Source organism: Actinomycetospora rhizophila (assembly GCF_042657905.1).
Taxonomy (GTDB): Bacteria; Actinomycetota; Actinomycetes; order Mycobacteriales; family Pseudonocardiaceae; genus Actinomycetospora; species Actinomycetospora rhizophila.
Genome location: NZ_JBHSKG010000018.1, coordinates 107,136 through 130,946, shown reverse-complemented (window position 1 = coordinate 130,946; position 23,811 = coordinate 107,136). Strand labels below are relative to the sequence as shown.

The 23,811-nt window shown below is 75.6% G+C and carries 22 protein-coding genes and 1 pseudogene; 14 read left to right on the top strand and 9 right to left on the bottom strand.

Going from position 1 to position 23,811, the window contains the following annotated elements:
* Window positions 1–7 precede the first annotated feature (7 nt).
* Window positions 8–1,249, bottom strand: a complete 1,242-nt coding sequence (locus ACFPK1_RS26635; RefSeq protein ID WP_378023976.1) for a septum formation family protein — start codon at window positions 1,247–1,249, stop codon at window positions 8–10.
* Window positions 1,250–1,366: 117 nt separating this feature from the next.
* Here ACFPK1_RS26635 and ACFPK1_RS26630 point away from each other — a divergent pair, with 117 nt between their 5' ends.
* The 4 genes from ACFPK1_RS26630 (at window position 1,367) to ACFPK1_RS26615 (ending at window position 7,273) form a co-directional block, all read left to right on the top strand.
* Window positions 1,367–2,326, top strand: a complete 960-nt coding sequence (locus ACFPK1_RS26630) for a hypothetical protein (protein WP_378023975.1) — start codon at window positions 1,367–1,369, stop codon at window positions 2,324–2,326.
* Between the two features lie 24 nt (window positions 2,327–2,350).
* Window positions 2,351–3,511: a glutathionylspermidine synthase family protein gene (locus ACFPK1_RS26625; protein WP_378023974.1), complete on the top strand. Its 1,161-nt coding sequence runs from the start codon at window positions 2,351–2,353 to the stop codon at window positions 3,509–3,511.
* 92 nt (window positions 3,512–3,603) lie between these two features.
* Window positions 3,604–4,014 (top strand): DUF350 domain-containing protein, encoded by a 411-nt coding sequence (locus ACFPK1_RS26620; RefSeq protein WP_378023998.1) that lies wholly within the window; start codon window positions 3,604–3,606, stop codon window positions 4,012–4,014.
* Window positions 4,015–4,159: 145 nt separating this feature from the next.
* Entirely contained in the window at window positions 4,160–7,273 is a 3,114-nt protein-coding gene (locus ACFPK1_RS26615) for an arabinosyltransferase domain-containing protein (protein WP_378023973.1), read from the top strand.
* Here the strand turns inward: ACFPK1_RS26615 and ACFPK1_RS26610 are convergent, their stop codons facing one another.
* Entirely contained in the window at window positions 7,274–7,936 is a 663-nt protein-coding gene (locus ACFPK1_RS26610) for an endonuclease (RefSeq protein ID WP_378023972.1), read from the bottom strand.
* Window positions 7,937–7,961: 25 nt separating this feature from the next.
* Between ACFPK1_RS26610 and ACFPK1_RS26605 the strand changes: the two genes are divergently transcribed.
* The 4 genes from ACFPK1_RS26605 (at window position 7,962) to ACFPK1_RS26590 (ending at window position 10,962) form a co-directional block, all read left to right on the top strand.
* Window positions 7,962–8,774: an HAD family hydrolase gene (locus tag ACFPK1_RS26605; protein WP_378023971.1), complete on the top strand. Its 813-nt coding sequence runs from the start codon at window positions 7,962–7,964 to the stop codon at window positions 8,772–8,774.
* Window positions 8,775–8,912: 138 nt separating this feature from the next.
* Complete coding sequence (locus tag ACFPK1_RS26600) at window positions 8,913–9,485, top strand: phosphatase PAP2 family protein (protein WP_378023970.1); 573 nt, start codon at window positions 8,913–8,915, stop codon at window positions 9,483–9,485.
* The gene (locus ACFPK1_RS26595) at window positions 9,482–10,519 is read left to right on the top strand and encodes a decaprenyl-phosphate phosphoribosyltransferase (RefSeq protein WP_378023969.1); all 1,038 of its coding nucleotides are present in this window, start codon (window positions 9,482–9,484) and stop codon (window positions 10,517–10,519) included. The genes ACFPK1_RS26600 and ACFPK1_RS26595 overlap by 4 nt, the downstream gene beginning before the upstream one ends.
* Complete coding sequence (locus ACFPK1_RS26590) at window positions 10,516–10,962, top strand: GtrA family protein (RefSeq protein ID WP_378023968.1); 447 nt, start codon at window positions 10,516–10,518, stop codon at window positions 10,960–10,962. The genes ACFPK1_RS26595 and ACFPK1_RS26590 overlap by 4 nt, the downstream gene beginning before the upstream one ends.
* Window positions 10,963–10,978: 16 nt before the next feature.
* On the opposite strand, the gene ACFPK1_RS26585 is transcribed toward ACFPK1_RS26590, so the two are convergent.
* From ACFPK1_RS26585 to ACFPK1_RS26575, 3 genes are read right to left on the bottom strand one after another with little or no spacing between them, the layout of a single operon-like run.
* On the bottom strand, window positions 10,979–11,386 hold the full coding sequence (locus ACFPK1_RS26585) for an FHA domain-containing protein (protein WP_378023967.1): 408 nt from the start codon (window positions 11,384–11,386) through the stop codon (window positions 10,979–10,981).
* Window positions 11,383–12,594: a PP2C family protein-serine/threonine phosphatase gene (locus ACFPK1_RS26580; RefSeq protein ID WP_378023966.1), complete on the bottom strand. Its 1,212-nt coding sequence runs from the start codon at window positions 12,592–12,594 to the stop codon at window positions 11,383–11,385. The genes ACFPK1_RS26585 and ACFPK1_RS26580 overlap by 4 nt, the downstream gene beginning before the upstream one ends.
* 5 nt (window positions 12,595–12,599) lie before the next feature.
* Entirely contained in the window at window positions 12,600–13,688 is a 1,089-nt protein-coding gene (locus tag ACFPK1_RS26575; protein WP_378023965.1) for a protein kinase domain-containing protein, read from the bottom strand.
* Window positions 13,689–14,007: 319 nt separating this feature from the next.
* On the opposite strand from ACFPK1_RS26575, the gene ACFPK1_RS26570 reads away from it, so the two are divergent.
* Window positions 14,008–14,505, top strand: a complete 498-nt coding sequence (locus ACFPK1_RS26570) for a hypothetical protein (RefSeq protein WP_378023964.1) — start codon at window positions 14,008–14,010, stop codon at window positions 14,503–14,505.
* A gap of 119 nt (window positions 14,506–14,624) precedes the next feature.
* The gene (locus tag ACFPK1_RS26565) at window positions 14,625–15,002 is read left to right on the top strand and encodes a hypothetical protein (RefSeq protein WP_274283063.1); all 378 of its coding nucleotides are present in this window, start codon (window positions 14,625–14,627) and stop codon (window positions 15,000–15,002) included.
* A gap of 1 nt (window position 15,003) precedes the next feature.
* Here the strand turns inward: ACFPK1_RS26565 and ACFPK1_RS26560 are convergent, their stop codons facing one another.
* The 4 genes and pseudogenes from ACFPK1_RS26560 to ACFPK1_RS26545 all read right to left on the bottom strand — a co-directional run bounded on the left by ACFPK1_RS26560 (window position 15,004) and on the right by ACFPK1_RS26545 (window position 18,618).
* Entirely contained in the window at window positions 15,004–16,623 is a 1,620-nt protein-coding gene (locus ACFPK1_RS26560; RefSeq protein ID WP_378023963.1) for a peptide chain release factor 3, read from the bottom strand.
* Window positions 16,624–16,683: 60 nt separating this feature from the next.
* Window positions 16,684–17,652 (bottom strand): annotated as a pseudogene (locus tag ACFPK1_RS26555) (TIGR03557 family F420-dependent LLM class oxidoreductase).
* Window positions 17,653–17,848: 196 nt separating this feature from the next.
* On the bottom strand, window positions 17,849–18,136 hold the full coding sequence (locus ACFPK1_RS26550) for a PASTA domain-containing protein (protein WP_378023962.1): 288 nt from the start codon (window positions 18,134–18,136) through the stop codon (window positions 17,849–17,851).
* A 20-nt stretch (window positions 18,137–18,156) separates the two neighbouring features.
* Window positions 18,157–18,618 (bottom strand): ATP-binding protein, encoded by a 462-nt coding sequence (locus ACFPK1_RS26545; RefSeq protein ID WP_378023961.1) that lies wholly within the window; start codon window positions 18,616–18,618, stop codon window positions 18,157–18,159.
* Between the two features lie 191 nt (window positions 18,619–18,809).
* Here ACFPK1_RS26545 and ACFPK1_RS26540 point away from each other — a divergent pair, with 191 nt between their 5' ends.
* The 4 genes from ACFPK1_RS26540 to ACFPK1_RS26525 all read left to right on the top strand — a co-directional run bounded on the left by ACFPK1_RS26540 (window position 18,810) and on the right by ACFPK1_RS26525 (window position 23,667).
* Complete coding sequence (locus ACFPK1_RS26540; protein WP_378023960.1) at window positions 18,810–20,324, top strand: alpha/beta hydrolase; 1,515 nt, start codon at window positions 18,810–18,812, stop codon at window positions 20,322–20,324.
* A gap of 158 nt (window positions 20,325–20,482) precedes the next feature.
* Window positions 20,483–21,778 (top strand): Na+/H+ antiporter NhaA, encoded by a 1,296-nt coding sequence (gene nhaA, locus ACFPK1_RS26535; RefSeq protein WP_378023959.1) that lies wholly within the window; start codon window positions 20,483–20,485, stop codon window positions 21,776–21,778.
* Between the two features lie 129 nt (window positions 21,779–21,907).
* The gene (locus tag ACFPK1_RS26530) at window positions 21,908–22,972 is read left to right on the top strand and encodes a ParA family protein (protein ID WP_378023958.1); all 1,065 of its coding nucleotides are present in this window, start codon (window positions 21,908–21,910) and stop codon (window positions 22,970–22,972) included.
* Window positions 22,969–23,667 (top strand): PadR family transcriptional regulator, encoded by a 699-nt coding sequence (locus tag ACFPK1_RS26525; protein WP_378023957.1) that lies wholly within the window; start codon window positions 22,969–22,971, stop codon window positions 23,665–23,667. The genes ACFPK1_RS26530 and ACFPK1_RS26525 overlap by 4 nt, the downstream gene beginning before the upstream one ends.
* The last annotated feature ends 144 nt before the right edge of the window (window positions 23,668–23,811 follow it).

Sequence of the window (23,811 nt, the reverse complement as noted above, 5' to 3'; positions counted from 1 at the left end):
AGGAACGCTAGCCGCCGCCGAGACCGGGCACCGGCAGCGACGGCACCTGGACGCCGGGCTGCTGGCCCGCACCGGGCTGGGTCGCGGTCCCGCCGCCCCCACCCGCGGCCCCGCTCTCGGGCGCCGGCGCGGCGGTCGTCGTCCCGGGCACCGTGGCCGGGGCGCCCGGACGCAGGCTCGGCGTCGTCGCGGGCGCCTCGCCGCCGATGGTGACGCCGTCGGCGGCCTTGCCGGTCAGCGGCGCGAAGCCGGAGCTGTCGGCGAGCAGCGAGCCGAGGTTGCAGGTCACGCGGCGGGTGCCGGCCGTCCAGGACTCCTCGGCGAGGTTGGTCCAGTACACGGTGAGCTTGGAGTCGGTGAGCTTCTGCGCCGAGCCGACGTACTGCTCGGCGATCCGCTGGCAGGTCGGCTGCAGGTAGTTGTCCTGCTCGTCGACCGACGGGAAGCCGCCGCGGAACTGGGTGCCGAGGTCGACGATGCCCGCGACCTCGGCGGCGTGGGTCTCGCTGCAGGCGGTGGGGTCGGAGACCTCCTTGCCGGCGAGCCCGAGGCAGGTGCCCGCGTCGAACACGACGGCCTGATCGGCGTCGGTGACGCGCCCGGTCGACGAGAACAGCGCGCCGGTGCGTCCGGGTGCCTGCAGCCCGCAGCGCACGGTGCGGTCGCCGGCGTCCCAGGCGGCCTGGGTGGGCTTGAGCGCGCCCGCCTTGTAGCGCCCGGCCGGGTCGAGGCGGCCCTGCAGGTAGTTCCGGGCCTGCGGCGTGCACTGGTCGGTGACGAGCTGCTGCCAGGCCGGGTCCGCCGGGAACGGCGCGCCGGGCGGCTGCGCGGCGGTCACCGCGCCGACGCTCTCGAACAGGTGCGACTGCGCGCAGTCGACCTCGCGGACGTCGCCGGCGTCGTCGCGGCTCCAGGTCAGGCAGCTGCCCGGCTGGGTGGTCAGCGGCGGGGGACCGTCGTCGTCGTCGTCCGACGACGACGGGGCGCCGGCGGGCCCGGATGACGAGCCGGCGATGCCGAGGACGTCGGGACCCGTCCCCGTCGCCGCGAGCGCGGTGGCGGCGACCAGCATGATCACCGCACCGACCAGCACGCCCACGACGCCGCGGCGCGCGGCCCGGCGGCGAGGATCGGCGGCGTCGTCGGGGCCCAGGACGCGGTCGAGCCAGCGGTCCACACCTCGGGCGTCGCGGTCGGTGTTGTCGTCGTCGGGGCCGGCCGGCCCGGACTGACGTTCCCGGAGCTGCATCGCCCTGTCATCATGCCGCTCCGGGATTCCCCGAGCCGGGTGACCCGGCGTCGGGCAGGATCGGTGGTGACCGGTGCGCGCCGGACGGTGCCGGTCGACGGGTGGGCGGAGGGGACGATGACAGGCCGAGACGACGAGCGGCCCCGCACGGAGCGGAGCGGTTCCGGAGAGTCGGACGCGCCGTCGGAGCGACGGACCGAGAAGGTCGACCTGAACGCGCTCGGCGCCGAGGGCGGGTCGTCGGAGCGCTCCACCGAGAAGATCGACACCTCCGCCGTGTCCGGGGGCCGCCACCGCGGCCCCGACGAGACGACCGAGACCACCACGACCGACGGGTCCGACGCGGCGACCCCGCCCTCCGGCGTCCCCGCCGCGACCGCGGGCTCGGGCAGCGGCGTGCTCGCGGCGGTGGGGGCCGACAGCGGGACGGGCGGGGCGTCGGGCGAGGCGTCGGGCGAGGGCCGCCGCGGCCGGGTGCGCTACCAGGACCCGGCCACCACCAAGCCCCGCGAGCCCACGGTGGCCGAGCAGCGGGCGCGCCGCGAGGCCCAGCGCCGCGAGCGCGCGCAGCGCGACGCCGCCGCGGCCGCCGAGGAGCGCAAGAAGAAGATCCGCAAGCGGGTCCTGGTCGGCGGCGGGGTCGCGGTCGGCGTCGTCGCGCTCGTCGCGGTGGTGTACGCGGCCAGCTCCCCGGACGAGGTCGAGGCCCAGTGCGTCGACCCGCAGGGCGTCGTCGTGCCCGACGAGAACTGCGGCGGGACCCAGCAGGGCGGCTACTACAACAGCAGCGGCGTCTTCGTCCCGATCTTCATCGGCGGCTTCGGCAACCAGTACCACTACAACTACGGGAGCAGCTCCCCCGTGGGGACGGTGGCCCAGGGCGGCACGACGGCGCCGCCGCCGAGCGGGACCAGCGTGCGCAGCGGCACGACGGGCAGCTCGCTGGGGTCGACCTCGAGCAACGGCACGGTCAGCCGCGGCGGCCTCGGTGTGGGTGGCAGCTCGAGCGGCACCAGCGGGTCGAGCGGCTCGAGCGGGTCGAGCAGCGGCTCGTCGGGCAGCTCCTCCGGTTCCTGAGACCGGTACGGCAGGATCGGTGACGTGCAGCGCGCGACCGGAAGTCCCCGCCCCGGCTGGCAACAGAAGATCGAGGAGCAGGGCCTGGTGTTCGGCACGCCCGCGGCGGGCCTGAACGGCGCCCGGCCGTACTGGGACGAGTCGGTGCACTACGTCCTCGACATGGCCGAGGTGCTCTCGCTCGAGGCCGACGTCGAGCTCCTGCACTCGATGTGCCTCGAGGCCGTCGACCACGTCGTGACCACCGAGCGCTTCCGCGACTTCGCGCTGCCGAAGTGGTGCTGGGAGGCGGTCGCCGCGTCCTGGCGCCGCGGCGACCCGCACCTCTACGGCCGCTTCGACCTGCGCTACGACGGCTCGGGCCCGGCGAAGCTCATGGAGTACAACGCCGACACCCCGACGTCGCTGCTCGAGGCGTCGATCTGCCAGTGGTACTGGCTCAAGGACGTCCACCCCGACGACGACCAGTGGAACTCGCTGCACGAGAAGCTCGTGGAGCGCTGGGGCGAGATCGCGGCGAAGCTGCCGCGCAACGAGGTGCACTTCTGCTGGTCGCAGGCCGACCCGACCGGCGAGGACCACGTCACCGTCGCCTACCTGCAGGAGTGCGCCGCCGAGGCGGGCCTCGACACCGTCGGGCTCGCGATCGAGCAGCTCGGCTGGGACTCCGCGCTCGACCGCTTCGTCGACCTCGAGGAGGCGCCGACGGCCACGGTCGACAAGCTCTACCCCTGGGAGTGGATCCTCGGCGACGACTTCGGCAAGCACGTCGTCCGCAGCCTGCCCGAGACCACGTGGATCGAGCCGCTGTGGAAGACGCTGCTGTCGAACAAGGCGCTGCTCGCCGTGCTGTGGGAGATGTACCCGGGGCACCCGAACCTGCTCCCGGCCTCGCTGCGCGACCCCGGCTTCCTCACCGAGTACGTCCGCAAGCCGCTCCTCGGCCGCGAGGGCGCCAACATCCAGATCGTCGCGCCCGGCCACGAGACCGAGACCGGCGGCGTGTACGGCGAGGAGGGCTACGTCTACCAGCTCTTCGACCCGCTGCCCGAGTTCGACGGCTACCGCCCGGCGCTCGGCGCGTGGATCGTCGGCGACACCTCCGCGGGCCTCGGCATCCGCGAGACGACGGGGCTGATCACCGACAACGGCGCGGCGTTCGTCCCGCACCGGATCCCGGACTGATCTCGAGAGACGATCACCCGTGCCCTAGTCTGGCGCCCCGTTCGTCCGGATGGAGGGCCCCGCAGGTGCTCGCTCCCGAATTCTGGCCCACCATGGGCGTGAACATCGGCCTGATCGTCGTGTACGCGGTGATCGGTGCGGTGCTGATGTACATCGGTTACTTCGCGATCGACCTGACGACCCCCGGCGACCTGCGCGGCCTGGTCCGCGAGGGCCGGCCGAACGCGGTCGTCGTCTCCGCGGCCGGCCTGGTGTCGATGGCGCTGATCGTCGTCACGGCCATCTACGTCTCCGGCGGCGGGTTCCTCGCCGGCATCCTCAACACGTCGATCTACGGCCTGGTCGGGATCCTCGCCCAGGTCCTCGCGGTGCGCGGGCTCGAGGCGGTCGCGCGCCTGGACGTCGACGGGTGCCTGCACGACGACCGGTTCACCTGGGACTCGGCGGTCATCGCGGCCATGCACGTCGCGCTGGGCCTCGTGGTCGCGGTCGCGGTCATCTAGCGGTCGTCCCGGGCCTTTACCGGGTCGGGAAAGCCGGACACGCCCCCACCCCGACCCCCTGACGGGGTCGTCACGACCTACCCTCGACCACGGTGCGTACTCCCCGGTCGGTCCTCCCCGGCACCGCTCGCCCGCGAGGCGACCGGTGACGACGCTGGTGCGCGCCGACCAGGCCTCCACCGGCGACGAGGAGCCCGACCGGGCCCCGAGCGTGGGGGCCCGCTCCGTGGTCGTGTGGGCGCTGCTGACGATCCTGCTCGGGATCGCGGTGCCGCTGGCCCCGGTGACGGCGCAGGACACCACGGTGACGTGGCCCGACCCGGCGGCCGCCGCCGGCGGACCGGTCTCGACGCAGCTCGCGCTCAACCCGCCCCGTCCGCTGGGCTTCGAGGCCACCGTGCCGTGCGCGGCGCTGCGGGCCGGCGGCGACGTCCTGCGCACGCTGCCGGGCGACCCGCGCGGCGGCGGCCTGGTGCTGGCCTCCACCGGCGCGGCCGCGAGCCTGACGGTCTCCGGGCGGACGGTGGCCACGGGGCCGCTCCCGGCCGGCGACTGCGGCCTCGCGATCACCGTCGACGAGGCCGGCCTGCGCGTCACGCAGGGCGACGCCCCGCTGCCGCTGGCGTGCGGCGACTGCGCCGACGTCCTGCCGCCGATCATGGCCCAGCTCTCGACGAGCACCGACGGCACGCCGGCCGCCGCGGGCCTCGCGGCCACCGTGCGCACCGACGACCGCTACGCCTCCACCCCGGGCGCGCTGAAGACGTTCCTGCTGGTCGCGCACCTCGTCGCGCTCGGGGTGCTGCTCGTGCTCGTCTACCGCCAGGGCCGCTGGCGCGGCGTGCGCGGCGTGGTCTCCCCGCGGACGTGGCCGGCGCGCCTGCGCCGTCACCTGTCCTGGGCCGACGGACTCGTGGTCGCGATCTCGGCGGGCTGGGTGCTCGTCGCGCCGATGAACTTCGACGACAGCTGGTACCCGCTGATGGCGCGCGACGCCGGCGAGGCGGGGTACGTCGGCAACGCCGTCTACATGTTCAACGTCACCGAGAACCCCTTCGTGCTGTCGCAGTACGCGATGCAGGCGTGGGGGGCGATCGGCGGCTTCGGGCTGGTGTGGCAGCGCTGCCTGCCGCTGCTGTACGGCCTGCTGACCTGGGCGCTCCTGCGCGCGTTCTTCGTGCTGATCTCGCGGCGCACCGCCGTGCGCCGCGCCTGGGTGCCGTGGGCGCTGCTCACCGCGCACCTGCTGTGGTGGCTGCCGTTCGGGCTCACGCTGCGCCCCGAGCCGCTGATCGTGCTGCTCTCGGTCGTCGTGCTCCTGCTGGTCGAGGTGGCCCGCGACCGCGGCACGCCGGTGCTCTACGTCGGGGCGGTGATGGCGGCGGCGCTGGCGCTGGCGTGCTCGCCGACGGGTCTCGTGGCGGTGGCGCCGCTGCTGGTGGAGATCCCGCGCGCCTGGCCGCACATGATGGCCGCGCCCCGGCGCCAGCAGCTCGCCCTGCTGCTCGTGCTCGCCGCGGCGTCGTCGATCGCGGTGCCGCTGGCGTTCGCCGACGCGTCGCTGGGCGACGTCCTCGAGGCGTCGGCCGTGCACGCGTACTACTACGACACCGTCCCCTGGTACGACGAGCTGGTCCACTACCAGACCCTGCTGGGCCCGGGCCGCACGCCGTGGGGGCAGCGGGCGCCGATCCTCATCACGCTCGCGGTGACGCTGCTGGTGGCGGCGGGCAGCGGGCGCAGCGGCCCGGAGGACGACGCCCTGCGCCGGGTGCTGCTGCACGCCGCCGCGACCACGGCGCTCGCGTTCGTCCTCGTCGCGGCGAGCCCGACGAAGTGGGTGCTGCACTTCCCGGTGATCGCGGCCTCGGGCACGGTGCTGATCGCGCTCGCGCTGCTCCGCGGCCCGATGCCGCGCCACGACCGCTCGCTCGCCACCGTCGGCGGGGTCGCGGTGCTGGTGATCGCGACGTCGGTGAGCTACGCCGGGTGGAACCTGTGGCGCCCCTACACCGACCGCGGCCAGTTCTTCGGCGACCACGCCGACCCCTATCCCACGCCGCTGAGCCAGAACCTGCTCGCGCCGCACCTGGGACCGGTGTTCCTGCGCAACCCGCTCGTCTGGGTCGGCGTCGCGCTGCTCGCGTCGGCGTGGGCGGCGTGGTCGCTCCGACGCTGGCCGCAGCGCGACCTCCCGCGCCCGAAGCCCGACCGCGCCCTGCTCGCGGTCGCGTGCGGCAGCGTCGTCCTCGGCCTGATCGCGGTGATGGTGCTCGCGCCGCTGCGGCAGTACCCGGGGTGGACGGTGGCGCTCGGCAACGCCAAGGACGTCGTGCGCCAGGGCTGCGGGCTCGAGGACAACGTCAGCGTCCTGCGGCCGACACCGACACCGCTCGGCGCCCCCGTCACGCCGGCGGTGACGACCGGGGACTTCGTCGACGACACCGCGGCCCCGGTGCCGCAACCGGTCCCGGCCTTGGGCCGGGTGTGGCACGACACCACCGACGACTCCAGCGGGCGCGGCACCGTCGTCACCGGCTGGTACCCGGTGCCGCCCGGCTCCGGCGCCACCGACGTGGTCGTGCCGCTGCTCGAGTCCGGGCCGCCCGACGAGCAGGTGTCGGTCGAGTTCGGCGACGGCGCGCCGGGGAACCCGCGCGTGCTGGGCCGCACCTCGATCGACTACCTCCCGCAGGCCGACGAGCGGACCTGGCAGCAGCGGCCGGTGTCGCTGCTCGACGCGCCGGGCGACCCGACGTTCGTCCGCGTCGTCGTCGACAGCACCGGCCAGCGCGGGACCGACCGGCTCGCCGTCGCCCAGCCCTTCCTCGCGAAGCCGGAGCCCATCGCGCCGCTGCTCGAGGGCGAGCCCGTGCTCGTCGACCAGATGTCGGCGGTGCTGTGGCCGTGCGTCGACCAGGTCGCCTCGCACGACGGCATCGCGCCGCCCTCGACGGTGCGCATCCACGCCGACGAGGACCTGACCTCGGCGTACTACGGGCTCCAGGACAGCAGGTTCCGCGGCGGGGTGTGGCGCTTCGACACCGTCGGCGCGACCTACGTCCGGCTCGCGACGGCGGTGGCCCCGGGCCGCGAGCGCGCGAAGCCGTGGGGGCGCGTGGACATGGTCGTGCGCGACCTGCCGACGGGCCGTTACGGGCTCACGACCACCGAGCGCACCAGGTCGGGCTGGGAGCGCGGACCGACGCTGGCGCGCGAGGAGTACGTGGGCGTGCAGTACCAGGGCGCGGTCGGGTAGTCAGCTCTCGGCGCGGACGTCGGTGCGCACGAGCGCGGCGGCGAGGCGGGCGAGGTCGTCACCCGCGACCCGGTCGGCGAGCTCGCCCGCGTCGTGCGGCAGGCCGAGCGCCTCGGCGGCGGCGAGGGCCTTGCCGTCGAGATGGGGACGGAACTCGGGCCAGACGGCCTGCACCTCGCGCACGAAGATGGAGGCGCCGACGGGCCCGAGGCGCGGGACCTCGGTGAGGAGCTCCTGCAGCGTGTCGAGGTCGCCGTCGGCGGCCTCGCGCATCCGGCGCAGGTCGCCGCCCCAGCGGTCGGCGACGAGCTCGGCGCCCTGCTGCAGCGCGTCGGTGGTCTGGTCCTTGCTCAGGAACTTCGCCCGCGTGAGCGCGTCGTGCACCGCGGAGCGCTCGGCGTCGCGCATCTTCGCGGGGCTCCCGAACCCGGAGTCGACGAGCTCGCGGCAGGCGCGCGTACCCAGCTGGGCCTGCACCCGGCTGGAGAGCAGGACGCTGAGCACGAGCAGGCGGTAGAGCGGCGCGGGCTCCTCCTGCAGCGTGATGCCGGCCTCGTCGGCGAAGGTCCGGCCGGACTCCTCGAGCAGCTCGTCGATGGTGGTCATCGAGGCGGGTACCCGCACGTGAGCGATCTGGTCGCCGGAGCGACCCAGATCGCTCACGTGGCCGGAGGCCATAGTGGGAGGCGTGCAGAGCCCACGCCTGGTCGCCACCGACGTCGACGGGACGCTGCTCGGCGACGGGCCGGACCCCTCGCCGCGCACGCGGGCCGTGGTCCGGCGGATGGTCGAGGCCGGGGTGCCCCTCGTGCTGGCCACCGGCCGCCCGCCGCGCTGGGTGCCGCGGGTGTGCGAGGCGCTCGGCGTGCACGCGCTGACCGTCGCCGCCAACGGCGCGGTGCTCTACGACGCCGCCACCGACCGCGTCCTCGCCGCCGACACCCTCGACGTGGACGCGCTCGCCGAGGTGGTCGCCGGGCTGCGCGACGCGGTCCCCGGCTGCGGGCTCGCCGTCGAGCGGGTCGGCGCCGGGGCCTTCGACCGCCGCGACGAGCAGTTCGTCTCCGAGCCCGAGTACGTGCACGCCTGGCCGGTGGCCGACCACCGCCGGGTCGCACCGGGCGACCTGCTGGGCGAGCCCGTGATCAAGGTCCTGGCGCGCCACCCCGGCCGGACCAGCGCCGACATGGCGCAGGCGGCGCGGCGCGCGGTCGGGCACCTCGTCGACGTCACGTACTCGGCGAGCGGCGGGCTGCTCGAGTGCGCGGTCCGCGGGGTCACGAAGGCGCACGGCCTGGAGCGGGCCGCGGCCCACCACGGGGTGGCGCCGTCGGACGTCGTCGCCTTCGGCGACATGCCCAACGACCTGGCCATGCTGCGGTGGGCGGGGCACGGTGTCGCGGTCGCCAACGCCCACCCGGATGTGCTCCACGTCGCGGACGAGGTCTCCGCGAGCAACCTGGACGACGGTGTCGCGTCCGTCCTGGAGAGATGGTTCTGACCTCCCGCCCGGGGAGATCCGTCGAACCATTCCCCCGCGTGGCGCGATGGACCACTGCGGGGGTCGTTGTCAAGGCCCGCGTAAGATTCCGCGCCGGAGCCCGATCACGACATCCTCGCCGGCTGGAGGGACGACCACGTGCTCGATCGTGCCGAGGGACCCGACGTCACCGTCGGCCCGGCCCGGGGCGAGGTCGCGGTCCTGCGGACCGTCCAGCGCCGCATCGGGACGCCGCCGGTGGTCGGCGCGGCCCGCGCGATGTCGTTCTTCGGTGAGCACGCCGCCGGGTGGATCGCCCTCGGCGCCCTCGGCGCGGCGGTCGACGCCCCGCGCCGCCGCCAGTGGGCCACCGCGGTCGGCGGGGTCGTCGTCGCCCACGGAGCCTCGATCGCCGTCAAGCGCGTGGTGCGCCGCCGCCGGCCCCACGACCCCCGGGTGGCCGTCCACGTCGGCACGCCCAGCCGCCTGAGCTTCCCGTCCTCGCACGCCTCGTCCACCACGGCCGCCGCCCTGCTCTACGCGGGGTTCGTCGGCGGCACCGGGGTGGGCGCCGCGAGCCTCCTCGTGCCCGGCATGGCGCTCTCGCGCCTGGTCCTGGGCGTCCACTACCCGACCGACGTGCTGGCGGGCTCGGTGCTCGGTGCGGCGTGCGCCCTCGGCGCGCGACGCCTCGTGCGCCGGGGCTCGATCGGCCGCTGGAGGACCGCATGACACCCGTCACGCCGCCCAGCCCCGCCCGCGAGCAGGAGGGCACGCAGGGGTCGAACGGCACCGTCGACACGGCCGCCACCACCGACACCCCCGAGCCCGCGCCGGTCACCAAGGACCGGCCCCGCCCGGTCGCGGTGCCGCTCGGCCTGCTCAAGGCCATGCGCCCGCGCCAGTGGGTCAAGAACGTCCTCGTGCTCGCAGCCCCGTTCGCGGCGGGCCGGCTGCTCGACCTCACGGTGCTGCCCGACGTCGCGCTCGCCTTCGTGGCGTTCTCGCTGGCCGCCTCCGGTGTCTACCTCGTCAACGACACCAAGGACGTCGAGGCCGACCGCGCGCACCCGAAGAAGCGGTACCGCCCGATCGCGGCGGGCATCGTGCCGCCCACCCTCGCGGTGGTCACCGGCATCGTGCTGTTCGCCGCGGCGGTCGCGGTCAGCTTCGTCGCCGACCCGGACCTCGCGCTGGTCACCGGCATCTACATCGTGGTGCAGCTGGCCTACTGCCTGTGGCTCAAGCACGAGCCGGTCATCGACATCTGCATCGTCTCGTCCGGCTTCCTCATGCGGGCGATCGCCGGTGGTGCCGCGGCCGGGCTGTACCTCTCGCCCTGGTTCCTGCTGACCATGGCCTTCGGCTCGCTGTTCATGGCCTCGGGCAAGCGCTACGCCGAGATGCGGCTCTCCGAGCGCACCGGCGCGAAGATCCGCAAGTCGCTGGAGCGCTACTCGGCGTCCTACCTGCGGTTCGTCTGGTCGCTCTCGGCCACCATCGTGATCATGGCCTACGGGCTGTGGGCGTTCGGCATCGGCGTCACCGCGGTGCCCGGCCGCCTGCCCTCGGCGCCGTCCACCTGGGCCATCGTCTCGGTCGTCCCCTTCGTCATCGCGGTGCTGCGCTACGCGGTCGACGTCGACGGCGGCAACGGCGGCGAGCCCGAGGAGATCGTGCTGGGCGACCGCGTCCTGCAGGTGCTCGGCCTGGTCTGGGTCGTGCTCATGGGCCTTGCGGTCTACACGGCGGTGGCCCACCCGTGATCCGGTCGGTGCGCGAGCTCCTCCCCGGGCTCGTGCGCTACGGCCTGGTCGGGCTGGCCAACGCGGCCACCTACTACGGCACCTACCTGCTGGCGCACCCCCACGCCGGTTACCTCGTCGCGCACGTCGTCGGGCTGGGCGCGGCCATGGTCGTCTCGTTCTTCCTCAACTGCCGGTTCACGTTCCGGGTGCGCCCGACCTGGACGCGGTTCCTGCTCTACCCCGCCTCCCAGGCGGTCAACATCCTGGCCACGACGGTCGGCGTCGTCGGCCTGGTGCACCTCGGGGTCGACGAGCGCCTCGCCCCGCTGCTCGCCGCGGCGCTGGCGCTGCCGGTGAGCTTCCTGGCCGCGCGGTTCGTGATCACGCGCGCGCTGGTCCCCACCCCTCCGGTGGTGTCCTGGGACGCCCCGACCGGCCCGATCCCGCTCGGCGGACGCTGAGGGCCGAGCAGGGGCCTCAGCGGCGCTCGACGGTGAGCGTGGTCCAGGCGCCGACGTGGATGCGGTCGCCGGAGCTCAGCGCCACCGGCGTGTCCGGGGTCAGCGGGGCCTCGGCGTAGTTCAGGGTCGTGCCGTTGGTCGAGCCCGCGTCGATGACCACCCACCGGTCGCGGGTCAGCGCCAGGAGCACGGCGTGCAGCTTGGAGACACCCGGGTCGCGCCCGCCGAGGTCGATCTCGGGGGCGTCGGCGCCGGGCCCGCTGCTGCGGCCGACCCGCGTCTCCTCCGCCGTGAGCACGACCTCGCGCGGCTCCACGTCCTCGGGGAACTCGCCGGGGGCCGTCGTCTCGTCGGCACCCTCCCGGGCGCGGACGAGGTCGTGGTAGTCGCGATCGGCCCACACCGTGACGACCCAGGCGCTCACCGGTCGACCACACCCTCCCCGTCGAGCGGGATGGGCCCGGTGCGCTCGTCGGGCCCGCGGCCGTCGACGGTCACCGAGGGGCGCCCGGCCGCGCCCGGGGGCGGCGTCACCGGGATCAGCGCGAGCGTCGCGTTGTCGTGGCCGCCGTCGTCCAGCGCGGCCGCGAGCAGCGCCGCGGCCGCGGCGAGCGCCGGGTGGTCCGGGACGCCGTCGGGGTCGACGTTCTCCGCCGCCGACGTCCCGCCCAGCGCGGGCCGGGCCAGGCGGGCGAGCACCTCGGGGTCGGGCAGGTGGTTCCAGAGCCCGTCGCTGCACAGCAGCAGCACCCCGGGCACCCCGATCCGCACCCGCCGGGCGTGCGCGGGCCCGCTCGGGGCGTCACGGCCGAGCCAGCGGGTCAGGACGTGCGCGCGGCGGTCGCGGGCCGCCTCCTCGCGGGACATGATCCCGGCGTTGGCGATCTCCTCGGCCCACGAGTCGTCGGTGGACAGCAGGCGCGACGACCCGTCGCCGGCGAGCCAGTAGGCCCGGCTGTCACCGATCCACGAGACGACGGCCTCGCCGCCGCGGACGACGGCCGCGACGTAGGTGCAGGCGGGGCTGTCGCCGCCGCCGAGCCCGAGGTCGGCGGCGGCCGTGGCGGCCGCGGCGGAGGCGGCGGTGGCCAGCGCGTCGAGCTCGCCGGAGACCCCGGTGCCCGCGCGGCCGCCGGTGGTCGGGGTCGCGTCGTCGTGCGGCTCGCCGGACTCGGTGGACACCGGCCCCGTGTCGCGCGAGGAGATCGCCGGGAAGCCGGTCGGCGGGGTGGCGGGCGCGGCCGCGGTCTCCAGCGCGGCACCGACGGCGGCGCCGACGGCGGCGAGGGAGGCCTCGTCGCCCCGGCGCGCGGACGCCACGCCGTCGCAGACCACGGCCACCCACGTCTCGACCCGGTCCTCGCCGCTGCCCTCCACGCGACGCCCGAGCTCGACGGCGTCCTCGTTGCGGCGCCGGCGCAGGCCCCGGTCGGTGATCGCGGCGGCGTCGCCCAGGACGAGCTCGACGTGGTCGCGCAGCGCCGGGCGCGCGGCGCCGCAGGTGGGGCACGTGCCGTCGGAGGCCGCGGGCGACTCGTCGCCGCACTGCGGGCACGGCGGCGGGGTGCCCGCGGCGAGCTCGGCGCGCAGATCGGTGCGCTCGACCAGCGGCCCGCCGCCGGTCCCGGCCATCTCCATCACGGGATCGGTGCTCCTCGGGCGTCGCGGGGGTCGCGGGTGGCGCCGACCGGACGGCCCCCGCCGCGCCGGGTGGGCCCATTGTCCGGGTGCGCTCCCGCGGCGACGCCGACCCCCACGCCGGAGTCGCCCGGTCGGGCGGTGTAGCCGTCCCGCACGCGGCGCGCCTCGTCGGCGAGCGCCTCGACGCTGCGGTGCCGGCGGGCGGGGTCGGGGTCGGTGGCCCGGGCGAGCAGCGCGACGAGGTCCGGGTCGTCGCGCAGGACGGGGACGCCGGCCGGGTCGGGCAGGCGCAGCGCGTGGTTGCGCAGGTGGTCGAAGTCGGCGACGAGCACGGCGAGCGTGCGCCCGAGCGCGAACACCTCGGAGGCGACCGACGGGCCGGTGCCGCCCGGGTGGATCTCGGGGGCGATGAAGCCGGTGGTGGCCCAGACGTCGCTGTGGCGGTCCTCGGCCCGCCGCAGGCTGCCGAGGTCGAGCACGGTGACCCCGCCGGGTCCGCGCAGCAGGTTGCTGGGGTTGAGGTCGGCGTGCAGCAGGCCGTGTCGGTGCAGCGCGGCGACCGGCGGCACGGCGCCGATCACGACGTCGAGGGCCTCGGCGGGCGGGCACGGCCGGTGCGCGGAGAGCACCTCGCCGGGGACGTGGTCGAGCACGAGCAGGCGCACCGCGCCGTCGCGCCCGTCGGCGCGCACGACGTCGCGGGCCCGCACGAGGCCGGGCACGTCGAGGGCGAGCAGGACCTCGGTCTCCTGTACGGCCAGCGCACCGGCGGCGGGCCCGTCGGGGCCCTCGAGGCGCCCGAGCACGACCAGCGCGCCGTCGCGGCGCGTCGCGGTGTACGACCAGCCGCGCGCGCCGCGACCCAGGGGCGCGCGCACCCGGTAGACGTCCGCGCGCCCGGTCAGCTCGGTGCCCACCGCGAGGTCCGGGCGGACGTCGAACGTCGCGCCGCACCACGGGCACGTGCCGCGCTCCGGGCCCGGTCGGCCCGCGCGGCCCCGGCCCACCGGCCCGTCGCAGCGCGCGCAGAACCGCGCGTGCTCGGGGACCGGGGGACCGCTGGTCCCCGGGCCGGATCCGTCCATGTCCTGCTCCGCCGTCTCGCTCGTCCCTGCTGGTCCGGAGGCCATCGTGTCATCGCGGCGCGGGCCGCCGCGCTCCGCCGGGGGACGTCGATCATCAGTGCCCGGAGGGCGCTCCCCCGTCCGGGTGGTGAGAGACACCCGCCTAGCTCATCCGCACGTCGACCGGGGTTTCTGCGAGCGCTCCCCGGGAGGGTGCCCGGGCCGATCGGGGCGTGGCCTGCCATGCTGTCGCGGCACCGAAGCCGATCGGGGGGTTGGGTGCCGCGCCTCCAGCAGGCTCGGCGCGCGGCCGTCCGCGCGAGAGTCCGGAGGTCGTGCCGTGAGCGCCACCGACGACGCCGACCGTCCCGTCGGGTCCCCCCTCGGGTCGTCCGTCGGATCCACCACGGGGTCCGACGACCTGGCCGGGGACCGTTCCGCCCAGCACCGCCGCCCCGAGGCCGACGCCCTCGGCGACCGGGGCAGCATGCCCGGCCAGGGCCCCGGGACGCCCGCCGCCACGCCGAGCGGTCCCGGATCCGACACGACGGCCCCCGTCCCGTCGAGCCCGTCCCCGAGCGGGTCGTCGACGTCGGCCACGGAGCCCTCGGCCATGGGGTCGTCGGCCGCGGAGCCCTCGACCGGGGGCTCCTCCGTCGCCGACGCCGCCGCGGAGGCCGAGCGGGCCCTGGCCCAGGCGGCCCGCGACGCCGAGCAGGCCGTGCGCGACGCGCACACCGACGGCACCCAGGCCGTCCAGAAGGGCTTCGCGGACGCCCAGCGCGCCACCGAGCGCGCCTACGAGGAGGCCGCGGCGAAGAACGACCGCCTCTCCTGAGTCCGGCCGTGCCCCGGACCAGGTCGTGCCGTCGTCCGGTGGCACGTGCGGGGTCCGGCGGCCGATCCCGTCCTGCGCCGCTCGCGGCGCCCGGCCCGTCCGCACGAGGCAGGTGAGACATGGCGGTCCAGATCCGCGTCACCGCGGACGGCGTCGTCGTGCGCTTCACCGGCACCGACCGGGTCTGGGCGTGCCGCCGTGGCGTCTACCTGCCGCTGAGCCGCGTGCTGCTGGCCCGTCCCATGGCCCGGCGGGACGCGGTGACGGCGAGCCCCCGCGTCCACCTGCCCGGCGTCAGCGTGCCGCGGGTCCTGCGGGCCGGCTCGTACGGCGTCGGCGAGCGCCGCCAGCTCTGGATGGTGCGCGGCGCCGAGCGCCTGCTCGCGATCTACCTGCGCGGCGACCCGTACCACCGGATCGTCGTCGAGGTCGCCGACCCCGAGGCGACGAGCCAGACGATCAACGAGGCCCTGCCGCCGCGCCGCCTGCCCGCCTGACCTACAGCGTGTCCGCCACCAGCGGCGCGAGCAGCATGTCGGGGTTGTTCTGGGCGACGGCCTGCAGGCGCCACTTGTGCGGGAACAGCGCGAGCAGCTCGCCGTCGAGCCGCCGGGTCAGCACCTCGATGCCCACGGCACCCCGCAGGCCCGCGGCGCCGGCCTCGTCGGTGCGGCGCGCGAGCGTGTAGTCGAGGCGGTCGAGCTTGACCGGCGCCCCGAACTCGTCGGCGAGCCGGGCCGACACCACCTCGAACTGCAGCGGCCCGACCGCGGCCAGCACCGGTGCCTGGTCGCCGCGCAGGTCCGACGACAGCACCTGGATGACGCCCTCGGAGTCGAGCTGCTCGATGCCCTTGCGGAACTGCTTGGTCTTGGACATGTCCGCCACCCGGCACACCGCGAAGTGCTCGGGGGCGAAGCTCGGGATGGTCGGGAACGTGACCGGCTCCTCGGCCCACAGCGTGTCGCCGGGCCGCAGCGCGGTCGCGTTGACGAGCCCGACGATGTCGCCGGGGAACGCCTCCTCGATCGTCGAGCGGTCGCGCCCGAACATCGCCTGCGCGTACTTCGTGGCGAACGGCCGCCCGGTGGCGTCGTGGGTGAGCACCATGCCGCGCTCGAAGCGCCCCGAGCAGATCCGCACGAACGCGACGCGGTCGCGGTGCGACCTGTCCATCGAGGCCTGCACCTTGAACACCAGGCCCGAGAACGGGGCGTCGACGGGGCGCGGCTCCCCCTTCTGGTCGGGGCGGGGCCCGGGCGGCGGCGCGAGCTCGACGAGCGCGTCGAGCAGGCGGGCCACGCCGATGTTCGACAGGGCCGACCCGAACATCACCGGCGTCGCGGTGCCGGCGTGGAAGGGCTCGGGGTCGAACTCGGCGCCGATCTCGTCGAGCAGCGCGAGCTCCTCGGTCGCCCGCTCCCAGTCCGGGCCCTCCTCGGCGGCCGCGCGCTCGGCGTCGAGCACCTCCGAGGCCGCCTTCGACGCGCCGTGCGCGGCCCGGGTGAAGCGGTGCATCGTGCCGTCGGCGCGCTCGACGAGCCCGCGCAGGTCACCGGCGATGCCCACCGGCCACGTGATCGGCATCGGGCGCAGGCCGATGGTCTGCTCGACCTCGTCGAGCAGCTCGAGCGGCTCGCGCCCGGGCCGGTCCCACTTGTTGACGAACGTCAGCACCGGGACGCCCCGGTCGCGGCACACGTCGAAGAGCTTGAGGGTCTGCGGCTCGAGCCCCTTGGCGGCGTCGAGCAGCATCACCGCGGCGTCGACGGCGGCGAGCACCCGGTAGGTGTCCTCGGAGAAGTCGCCGTGGCCGGGGGTGTCGAGCAGGTTGATGACCTGGTCGCGGTAGGCGAACTGGAGCACCGCCGAGGTCACCGAGATGCCCCGCTCGCGCTCCATGTCCATCCAGTCGGACGTGACGCCCTTGCGCCCGCCCTTGCCGTGCACCGCGCCCGCCGCCGAGATGACCTCGGCGTGCAGGGCCAGCGCCTCGGTGAGGGTGGACTTGCCGGCGTCCGGGTGGCTGATCACCGCGAACGTGCGGCGGCGCTGCGCCTGCGTCCCGGGATCCTCGGCCGTTCCCTCGCCGGTGGACGGGGCCGACACCGCGGTCATGCTGTTCCTCCCTCTCGGGCCGCCCACGTCGAACGGCCCGTACCGAGGGTACGGCCGGCCCTACGCCGACGGCGTCAGCGCCCGCAGCGGCTCGGCGAGCTCCTCGGCGAAGTGGTCGAAGAAGCCGTCGACGTCGGTGCCGGCGTTGATCAGCGCGAGGTGGTCGTAGCCGCCGTCGACGAACTGCCGGGCCACCGCGAGCTGCCTGTCGGTGTCCGGCCCGCAGGCGAAGGCCTCGCGCATGTGGTCGGCGGTGACGGTGGCCGTCGCCGCGTCGAAGTTGACGGGGTTCGGCAGCTCGGCCTGCACCTTCCAGCCGGTGATCCCGAACCGGAAGAGCCGGCGCGCCTCCTCGGCGGCCTCGTCCTCTCGTGCGCCGAAGGCCATCGGCACCTCGGTGTAGCGCGGGCCGTCGCCGCCGGCGTCGGTGAACGCCTGGATCAGGTCGGCGCGCGGCTCGGTGGTGAACAGGCCGTCGCCGAGCTCGGCGGCGAGCTTCGAGGCCTGCGGCCCGCCGCTCGCCACGACGATCCTCGGCAGGGTCTCGGGCAGGTCGAACACCCGGGCGTCCTCGAGCGTGAGGTGCTTGCCCTCGTAGCTCTGGTAGCCGCCCTGCCACAGCAGCCGGATGATCTCCAGCGACTCGCGGAACATCTAGTGCCGCACGCTGACGCTGGGCCACCCGCGGCCCACCACGTGCTCGCTGAGGCGTTCACCCGAGCCGACGCCGAGGGTGAAGCGCCCGTCGGACAGCAGCTGGGTGGTCGCCGCGGCCTGCGCGATGATCGCCGGGTGGTAGCGGATGAACGGGCAGGTCACGCCCGTGGCCAGCTCGATGCGCTCGGTCTTCGCCGCCATCGCGGCGAGCATCGACCACGCGAACCCCGAGTGCTGCTGCTCGGAGACCCACGGGTGGAAGTGGTCGGAGATCTCGACGAAGTCGAAGCCGGCCTCCTCGGCGCGCACGCACTGGCGCACCATCTCGGTGGGCGAGTAGGCCTCGGCGATCAGCTTGTAACCGATCTTCACGGTCGAACACCTCCGGGTCGCGGACAACGCTCCGCCGGGTGTTCCCGATCGTCGCCGGACTGCACGCGATCCCGGGCGGGAGCGGCGTAACGCACCCGCCCCGGCGGACGACAGACCCGGTGGCCCCGCGGGGCGGCGGACCCCCGACCCGCCGTCCCGCGGGCCTTCACCGCGGGACCCACCGCGTGGGGACCCCTCAGTTGGTCCCGGCGCCGTCGAGCGGCTTGTCGGGCTCGATGCGCGGCATGTTGCCGCCGCCCCCGCCCCCGCCCGAATCGGGCTCCACCCAGATCGTCACGGCCTCACCGGCCGGCACGCGCGTGCCCGGGTCGGGCTGCTGCGCCGTCACCGTGCCCTCGACCGTCGGCGGCGTGTCCGGGTCGGGGTCGACGGCCACCACCCGCGCGGCCATCGCGACCTCGTGGGCCTGCGCCGCCGGCAGCCCCACCAGCGCGGGCACCAGCACCAGCTCGGGTGTCCTCATGGGCAGGGACGGTAGCCAGGTCACGGTGGCGCGTGCCACCACAGGCGCACCCGCGTGCCCTCGGCCTCGTGCTGCAGGTCGTGACCGTCGGTGAGCCCCGAGAGCAGCAGCAGGCCCCGACCCCGGTGCCCCGGGTCCGCGGGCGGCGGGCGCCAGCCGCCGCGGTCGGACACGGCGATCTCGAGCCACGGCTGCCCGGGCGAGCCGGAGACGGCGAGCCGGGCGGTCACGCGGACGGGCCCGGCGCCCTCGGGGTAGGCGTGGTCGACGACGTTGGTCAGCGCCTCGTAGAAGGCGGTGGCGACGTCCTCGAGGCGCTCGGTGAGCGCCTGGTCGGGTCCGGCCTCACGGGTGCTCGCCGCCATCGCACGCACCCACTCCACGAGGTCGGTCCGCAGCGCGCGCAGATCCGCGGCGCGGACCACCTCGTGGGCGACCTCGTGCACGACGCTGCGCGTCTCGGTGCCCGCCGTCCCGTGCATGGACGGAGGGTCGTCGGTGGCCGCCCGGTCTAACCACGGCCGTGAGGGGGATCCGCCCTCCACGCAGGGTGAGTGAGGTGCCGGGCCGGCTCACCGGGGCGACACCGGAGCCGCCCGCAGCTCCGTCGGGCGGCCGGGCATGATGGGCCGCCCGGCGCAATCGGGTGCTCGGGGAACGGCAGGAGTGGCACATGGCGCAACCGCACGCCCGGTCCGGCGCGCCCCGCCCCGGTCGTCCCCGACGGCGGCTGCGGAGCGTGCTCGTGGTGGCCGCGGCGGCGCTGGCCCTCGCCGGGTGCGCGCGCGGCCCCGAGCCCGGGGTGCCGCCGATCCCGATGTCGTCGACGTCCCCGTCGGCCTCGGCCGCGTCGCCGCCCCCGGGCCCGGACGGCGGGGCGCGGTTCGCCCCGTGCCCGGGCGGGCTGGAGTGCGCGTCCGTGGCCGTACCGGTCGACTACGCGAACCCGACCGGGCCGACGATGCCGATCGCCATCGCGCGGCGCCCGGCGACGGACCCGGCCGCCAAGGTCGGCGTGCTGCTGGTCAACCCCGGCGGCCCCGGCGGGTCGGGCATCGAGATCGTCCAGGCCGGCGTCCTGCCGCGGGAGGTCACCGACCGCTTCGACGTCATCGGCTTCGACCCGCGCGGCGTCGGCGGCAGCACCGGCCTGCAGTGCCCGCTCGGGCCGGACACCCCCTACGACGGCGACCCCGACCCCGGCGACCCCGCCGACGAGGCCGCCACCAACGACGCGGTCGACCGGTACGACGCGGCGTGCGGCCAGCGCTACCGCGACCTGCTGCCCCACCTCGGCACCCGCAACGTCGCCCGCGACATGGACCGCATCCGCGAGGCGCTGGGCGAGGACCGCATCAACTACCTGGGCTTCTCCTACGGCACGTCGATCGGCCAGACCTACGCCCAGCTCTTCCCGGACCGCCTGCGCGCGATCGTGCTGGACGGCGTGGTCGACGTCAGCAAGCCGGGTCTGGACTCCGCGCAGGCCGAGAGCTTCGAGAACTCGCTGCGGCAGTTCGACGCCGCGTGCCGCGCGAACCCGACCTGCCCGGTGCGCGCCGACCCGATCGGGACCCTCGACCGCGTGCGCGCCCGCGTCACCGCCGCCCCGCTGCCGGTGGCCGGCACGACGCCGTTGTCGGCCGGGCTGCTCGAGATCGGCGTCGTCTACCCGCTCTACAGCGAGCAGAGCTGGCCCCAGCTCGCCTCGGCCCTCGCCGCGGCCGACCGGGGCGACGGCACGCCGATGCGCGCGCTCGCGACCGCCTACTTCCGGGGCAGCAACTCCGACACCTACAACGCGGTGACCTGCCTGGACAACGCCTGGCCCACCGAGGACGCCCAGGTGTTCGCGGCCGCCCGCGCCACCGAGCTGCGCGCCCCGCACTTCTCGGGCAACGTGCTCGTCAGCGGCCTGACCTGCGCCGACTGGCCCGCCCCGCAGCAGCCGCTGACGCCGCTCGAGGGCTACACCGGCCCCCCGATGCTCATCCTGGGCACGACGAACGACCCGGCCACCCCGTACCAGAACAGCGTCGCCCTGGCCGGGCGCCTCCCGGGCTCGGTGCTGCTGAGCTACCGCGGCGAGGGCCACACCGTCTACACCAACGGCGTCCCGTGCGTCGACGACGCCGTGAACCGGTACCTCGTCGACACGACCCTCCCCCCGCCGAACACCGTCTGTTAGCGCCCGAGATGTCAGCGGTGGGCCACCGCAGACACCCAGTGTCCGTAGCGCCACACGCTCGATCCGGTGGGCGGCGAGCACGGTGACGTAGAGTTCACGTCGGTGCGCCGGGAAGTCTGGTCGGCAGTCCCTGCCGCCTGCCCGCCGGAGGACCCTTCGTGACCCGGTCGACGCCCCGCCTCTTCGCGCGCCGCTCGTGGGCCGAGACCCGCCGCATCGGCGACATCCTCCGGCGCGAGACGGTCGGCGGGATCCTGCTGCTCGTCGGCGCCGCGCTGGCCCTGCTCTGGGCCAACTCGCCCTGGCGGGACGCCTACACCGCGCTCGCCGAGTTCCGGGTCGGGCCCGCCGCGCTGCACCTCGACCTGAGCCTGGCGACGTGGGCCGCCGACGGCCTGCTGGCGATCTTCTTCTTCGTCGCCGGCCTGGAGCTCAAGCGCGAGTTCGTGGCGGGCGACCTGCGCAGCCCCTCGCGCGCGCTCCTCCCGATCGCCGCGGCGGTGGGCGGCATGATCGCGCCGGCGATCATCTACACCGCGATCAACGCCGGCGGCGAGGGGCTCGCGGGCTGGGCGATCCCGACCGCCACCGACATCGCGTTCGCCCTCTCCGTGCTCGCCCTCATCGGCTCGAGCCTGCCCGACGCGCTGCGCACCTTCCTGCTCACGCTGGCCGTGGTCGACGACCTGCTCGCCATCACGATCATCGCGCTCTTCTACACCGACTCCCTCGAGATCGTGCCCCTGCTGCTCGCGCTCCTGCCGCTCGCCGCGTTCACCGTGCTGGTGCAGCGCCGGGTCCGCTCGTGGTGGCTGCTGCTGCCGCTCGCGGTGCTGACGTGGGTGCTCGTCCACGAGTCCGGGGTGCACGCCACCGTGGCGGGCGTCCTGCTGGGCTTCGCGGTGCCCGTGATCCGCCGGAAGGAGGGGCCCGGCCCGGGGCTCGCCGAGCACTTCGAGCACCGCTGGCGGCCCCTGTCGGCCGGGGTGGCCGTGCCGGTCTTCGCGTTCTTCGCCTCCGGCGTGACGGTGATCGGCGGCGGGCTGGGCGCGGCCTTCGCCGACCCGATCACGCTCGGCATCGTCGCCGGGCTCGTCGGCGGCAAGGTCGTCGGCATCATGGGCGCCACCTGGCTCGTCCAGCGGGTCACCCGCGCCGAGCTCTCCGAGGAGCTGGGGTGGACCGACGTCCTCGGGCTGTCGCTCCTCGCGGGCATCGGCTTCACCGTCTCCCTGCTCATCGGCGAGCTGGCGTTCGGCACCGGCTCGGCCGCCGACGACCACGTGAAGATCGGGGTGCTGACCGCGTCGCTGCTCGCCGCGCTCCTCGCCACCGTCGTGCTGCGTCACCGCAACCGGGTGCACCGCCGGATCCACGAGCGCGAGCGCGTCGACCGCGACCACGACGACGTGCCGGACGTCTACGAGCAGGAGGACGCCGACGACGGTCGGTGACGCCGCCACGCCGTCCATCCCAGCGCGCTGGGCCGATGGCGCCGGGTCACTGCCGCCGTGCAGAGCCAAGCGGGTGGCGTGGCGGGTGTCGGCCTTGCCGGGGCGGGAGTCGGGACGCACCCTCGCCGCATGACCGGACCGGCGGGCCGCGCCGCCCGCACCACCAGCGGCCGACGTCGGGCGACGCGAGCCGTCCGTCCGGTCGAGCCGGTACCCCCTCTCGCGCCGGAGGAACCGGCTCCCGGGATCGACCGCGAGGCCCTCACCCGGACCATCGCGATGGTCAACGACAAGGGCGGCGTCGGGAAGACCTCGCTCGTCGCGAACCTCGCCGGCCAGTTCGCCGCGGCCGGGTACCGGTGCCTGCTCGTCGACCTCAACCGGCAGGCCAACCTCGCCGACGACCTCGGCTTCCGCGACGGACCCGCCGACGACCGCGGCGCCGGCCTGCTCGTGTCGGTGGTCGCCGGCACGCCGCTGCGCCCGGTCGAGGGCGTGCGCCCCGGGCTCGACGTCGTCGCGGGCGGGGCACGGCTGGTGGACCTCGTGCCGCTGATGGTCTCGCGCGTCCAGGAACAGGGGCGGGAGGCGTTCCTGGCCCTCGCCGAGGTCCTCGCGCCCGTCGCGGGCGACTACGACCTGGTGTTCGTCGACTGCCCGCCCGAGACGACGATCCTCACCGACCTCGCGCTCGCCGCGGCCCGGTGGGTGCTGATGCCGACCAAGTCCGACGGCGGCGGTCTGGTCGGGATGCGGCTGGTCGGCGAGCGCTTCGAGCTGGCCCGCGAGCTCAACCCCGACCTCGGGCTGCTCGGCGCCGTGCTGTTCGCCACCGGCTCGCGGTCGCGCGTCGTGCACGCCGAGGTCCGCGAGGCCGTCGAGGAGGCCTTCGGCGGGCACTCGCCGCTGTTCACGACCTCGATCCGCCACGCGGAGCGCACCGCCCAGGACGCCCGCCGCCTCGGCAGGCTCGCGCACGAGCTCGAGCAGGAGGTGGCCGCCCAGCCGGCGTGGTGGGCGTCCCTGCGCGAGGGCGGGGGGAGCGCGCGGCGCCTCTCGCCGACCGCCGCCAGCGTCGCGGGGGACTACCGCGACCTCGGCGTGGAGCTGCTCACGCTCCTGCGCGCCACCGAGGAATCCACGACGGAGTCCGCGCGCCTGGACGCCCGCCCCGAGCAGGAGGCCACCCCGTGACCGCCGAGCCCAGTTTCGCCGCCGACCGGTCCGAGCGTCCCGACGGCCCGGACGGTCCCGACCTCAGCAGCGCCTTCGGGCGTCCCGCGACGTCCAGCCTGCGCGGCATCCTGCCGCCGCGCCCGCGACGCAGCACCGAACAGACCGGCGCCCCGACGCCGGTGCCGGGCGAGCCCGGCGACGAGGCGATCGACGACGCCCTCGACGACGCCGTCGACGCCACCGACGCGGTGCCGGCCGAGGAGCCCGTCGACACCGTCGAGGCGCCACCCGAGGCCGACACCCCGGTGGCGGCCCCGCACGCCGCGGACCTCGTGCCCGCCCCGCGCACGCGCCGGCGTGGCGCGCCCACCACGGGCGTCGCCAACCGTCGCTGGGGCACGGCGCGCGTCGCGTCCCGGGAACACGTCGAGCTGCTCGTCCTCGTGTCCCTGGGCCGCGGTCCGGCCGACGGGCGGGAGCTCGCGGCGCGACTGCGCGACGACAGCGCGGGCGGTCTGGCGCCACCCCCGACCACGCTGCAGCGCACGTTGCACCACCTCGCGCGCCACGGGCTCGTCGAGCGCGTCGACACCGACCGCCGACGTTATCGGCTGACCATTCTGGGGACGCGGATCGCCCGCGCCCGGGTGCGCGCCTGGCGGGCGATGCGGCGGGCGGTCGACGCCGTCGTGGCCGCCGCCGAGGACGACTGAACCCTCACTCACCCCTGAGCACTGTCCGGCATCAGTCGGTCGGGCGGTTGCGCCGTCCCGGGTAGGTCTGGTGCCCTCGGGCGGCGGGATCGACAGCGCCGTGCGAGGGAGCGGCACGACGTCTCTCGGTGTCCGCAGCGGTTT

Excerpts from the sequence above, each read along its gene's own strand:
- ACFPK1_RS26560 (WP_378023963.1), bottom strand. The coding sequence starts at position 16,623 with ATGACCGCGGTGTCGGCCCCGTCCACCGGCGAGGGAACGGCCGAGGAT.
- ACFPK1_RS26575 (WP_378023965.1), bottom strand. The coding sequence starts at position 13,688 with ATGGACGGATCCGGCCCGGGGACCAGCGGTCCCCCGGTCCCCGAGCAC.
- ACFPK1_RS26635 (WP_378023976.1), bottom strand. The coding sequence starts at position 1,249 with ATGCAGCTCCGGGAACGTCAGTCCGGGCCGGCCGGCCCCGACGACGAC.
- ACFPK1_RS26545 (WP_378023961.1), bottom strand. The coding sequence starts at position 18,618 with ATGCACGGGACGGCGGGCACCGAGACGCGCAGCGTCGTGCACGAGGTC.
- ACFPK1_RS26530 (WP_378023958.1), top strand. The coding sequence starts at position 21,908 with ATGACCGGACCGGCGGGCCGCGCCGCCCGCACCACCAGCGGCCGACGT.
- ACFPK1_RS26540 (WP_378023960.1), top strand. The coding sequence starts at position 18,810 with ATGGCGCAACCGCACGCCCGGTCCGGCGCGCCCCGCCCCGGTCGTCCC.
- ACFPK1_RS26580 (WP_378023966.1), bottom strand. The coding sequence starts at position 12,594 with ATGGCCGGGACCGGCGGCGGGCCGCTGGTCGAGCGCACCGATCTGCGC.
- ACFPK1_RS26620 (WP_378023998.1), top strand. The coding sequence starts at position 3,604 with ATGGGCGTGAACATCGGCCTGATCGTCGTGTACGCGGTGATCGGTGCG.
- ACFPK1_RS26550 (WP_378023962.1), bottom strand. The coding sequence starts at position 18,136 with ATGAGGACACCCGAGCTGGTGCTGGTGCCCGCGCTGGTGGGGCTGCCG.
- ACFPK1_RS26565 (WP_274283063.1), top strand. The coding sequence starts at position 14,625 with ATGGCGGTCCAGATCCGCGTCACCGCGGACGGCGTCGTCGTGCGCTTC.
- ACFPK1_RS26595 (WP_378023969.1), top strand. The coding sequence starts at position 9,482 with ATGACACCCGTCACGCCGCCCAGCCCCGCCCGCGAGCAGGAGGGCACG.
- ACFPK1_RS26630 (WP_378023975.1), top strand. The coding sequence starts at position 1,367 with ATGACAGGCCGAGACGACGAGCGGCCCCGCACGGAGCGGAGCGGTTCC.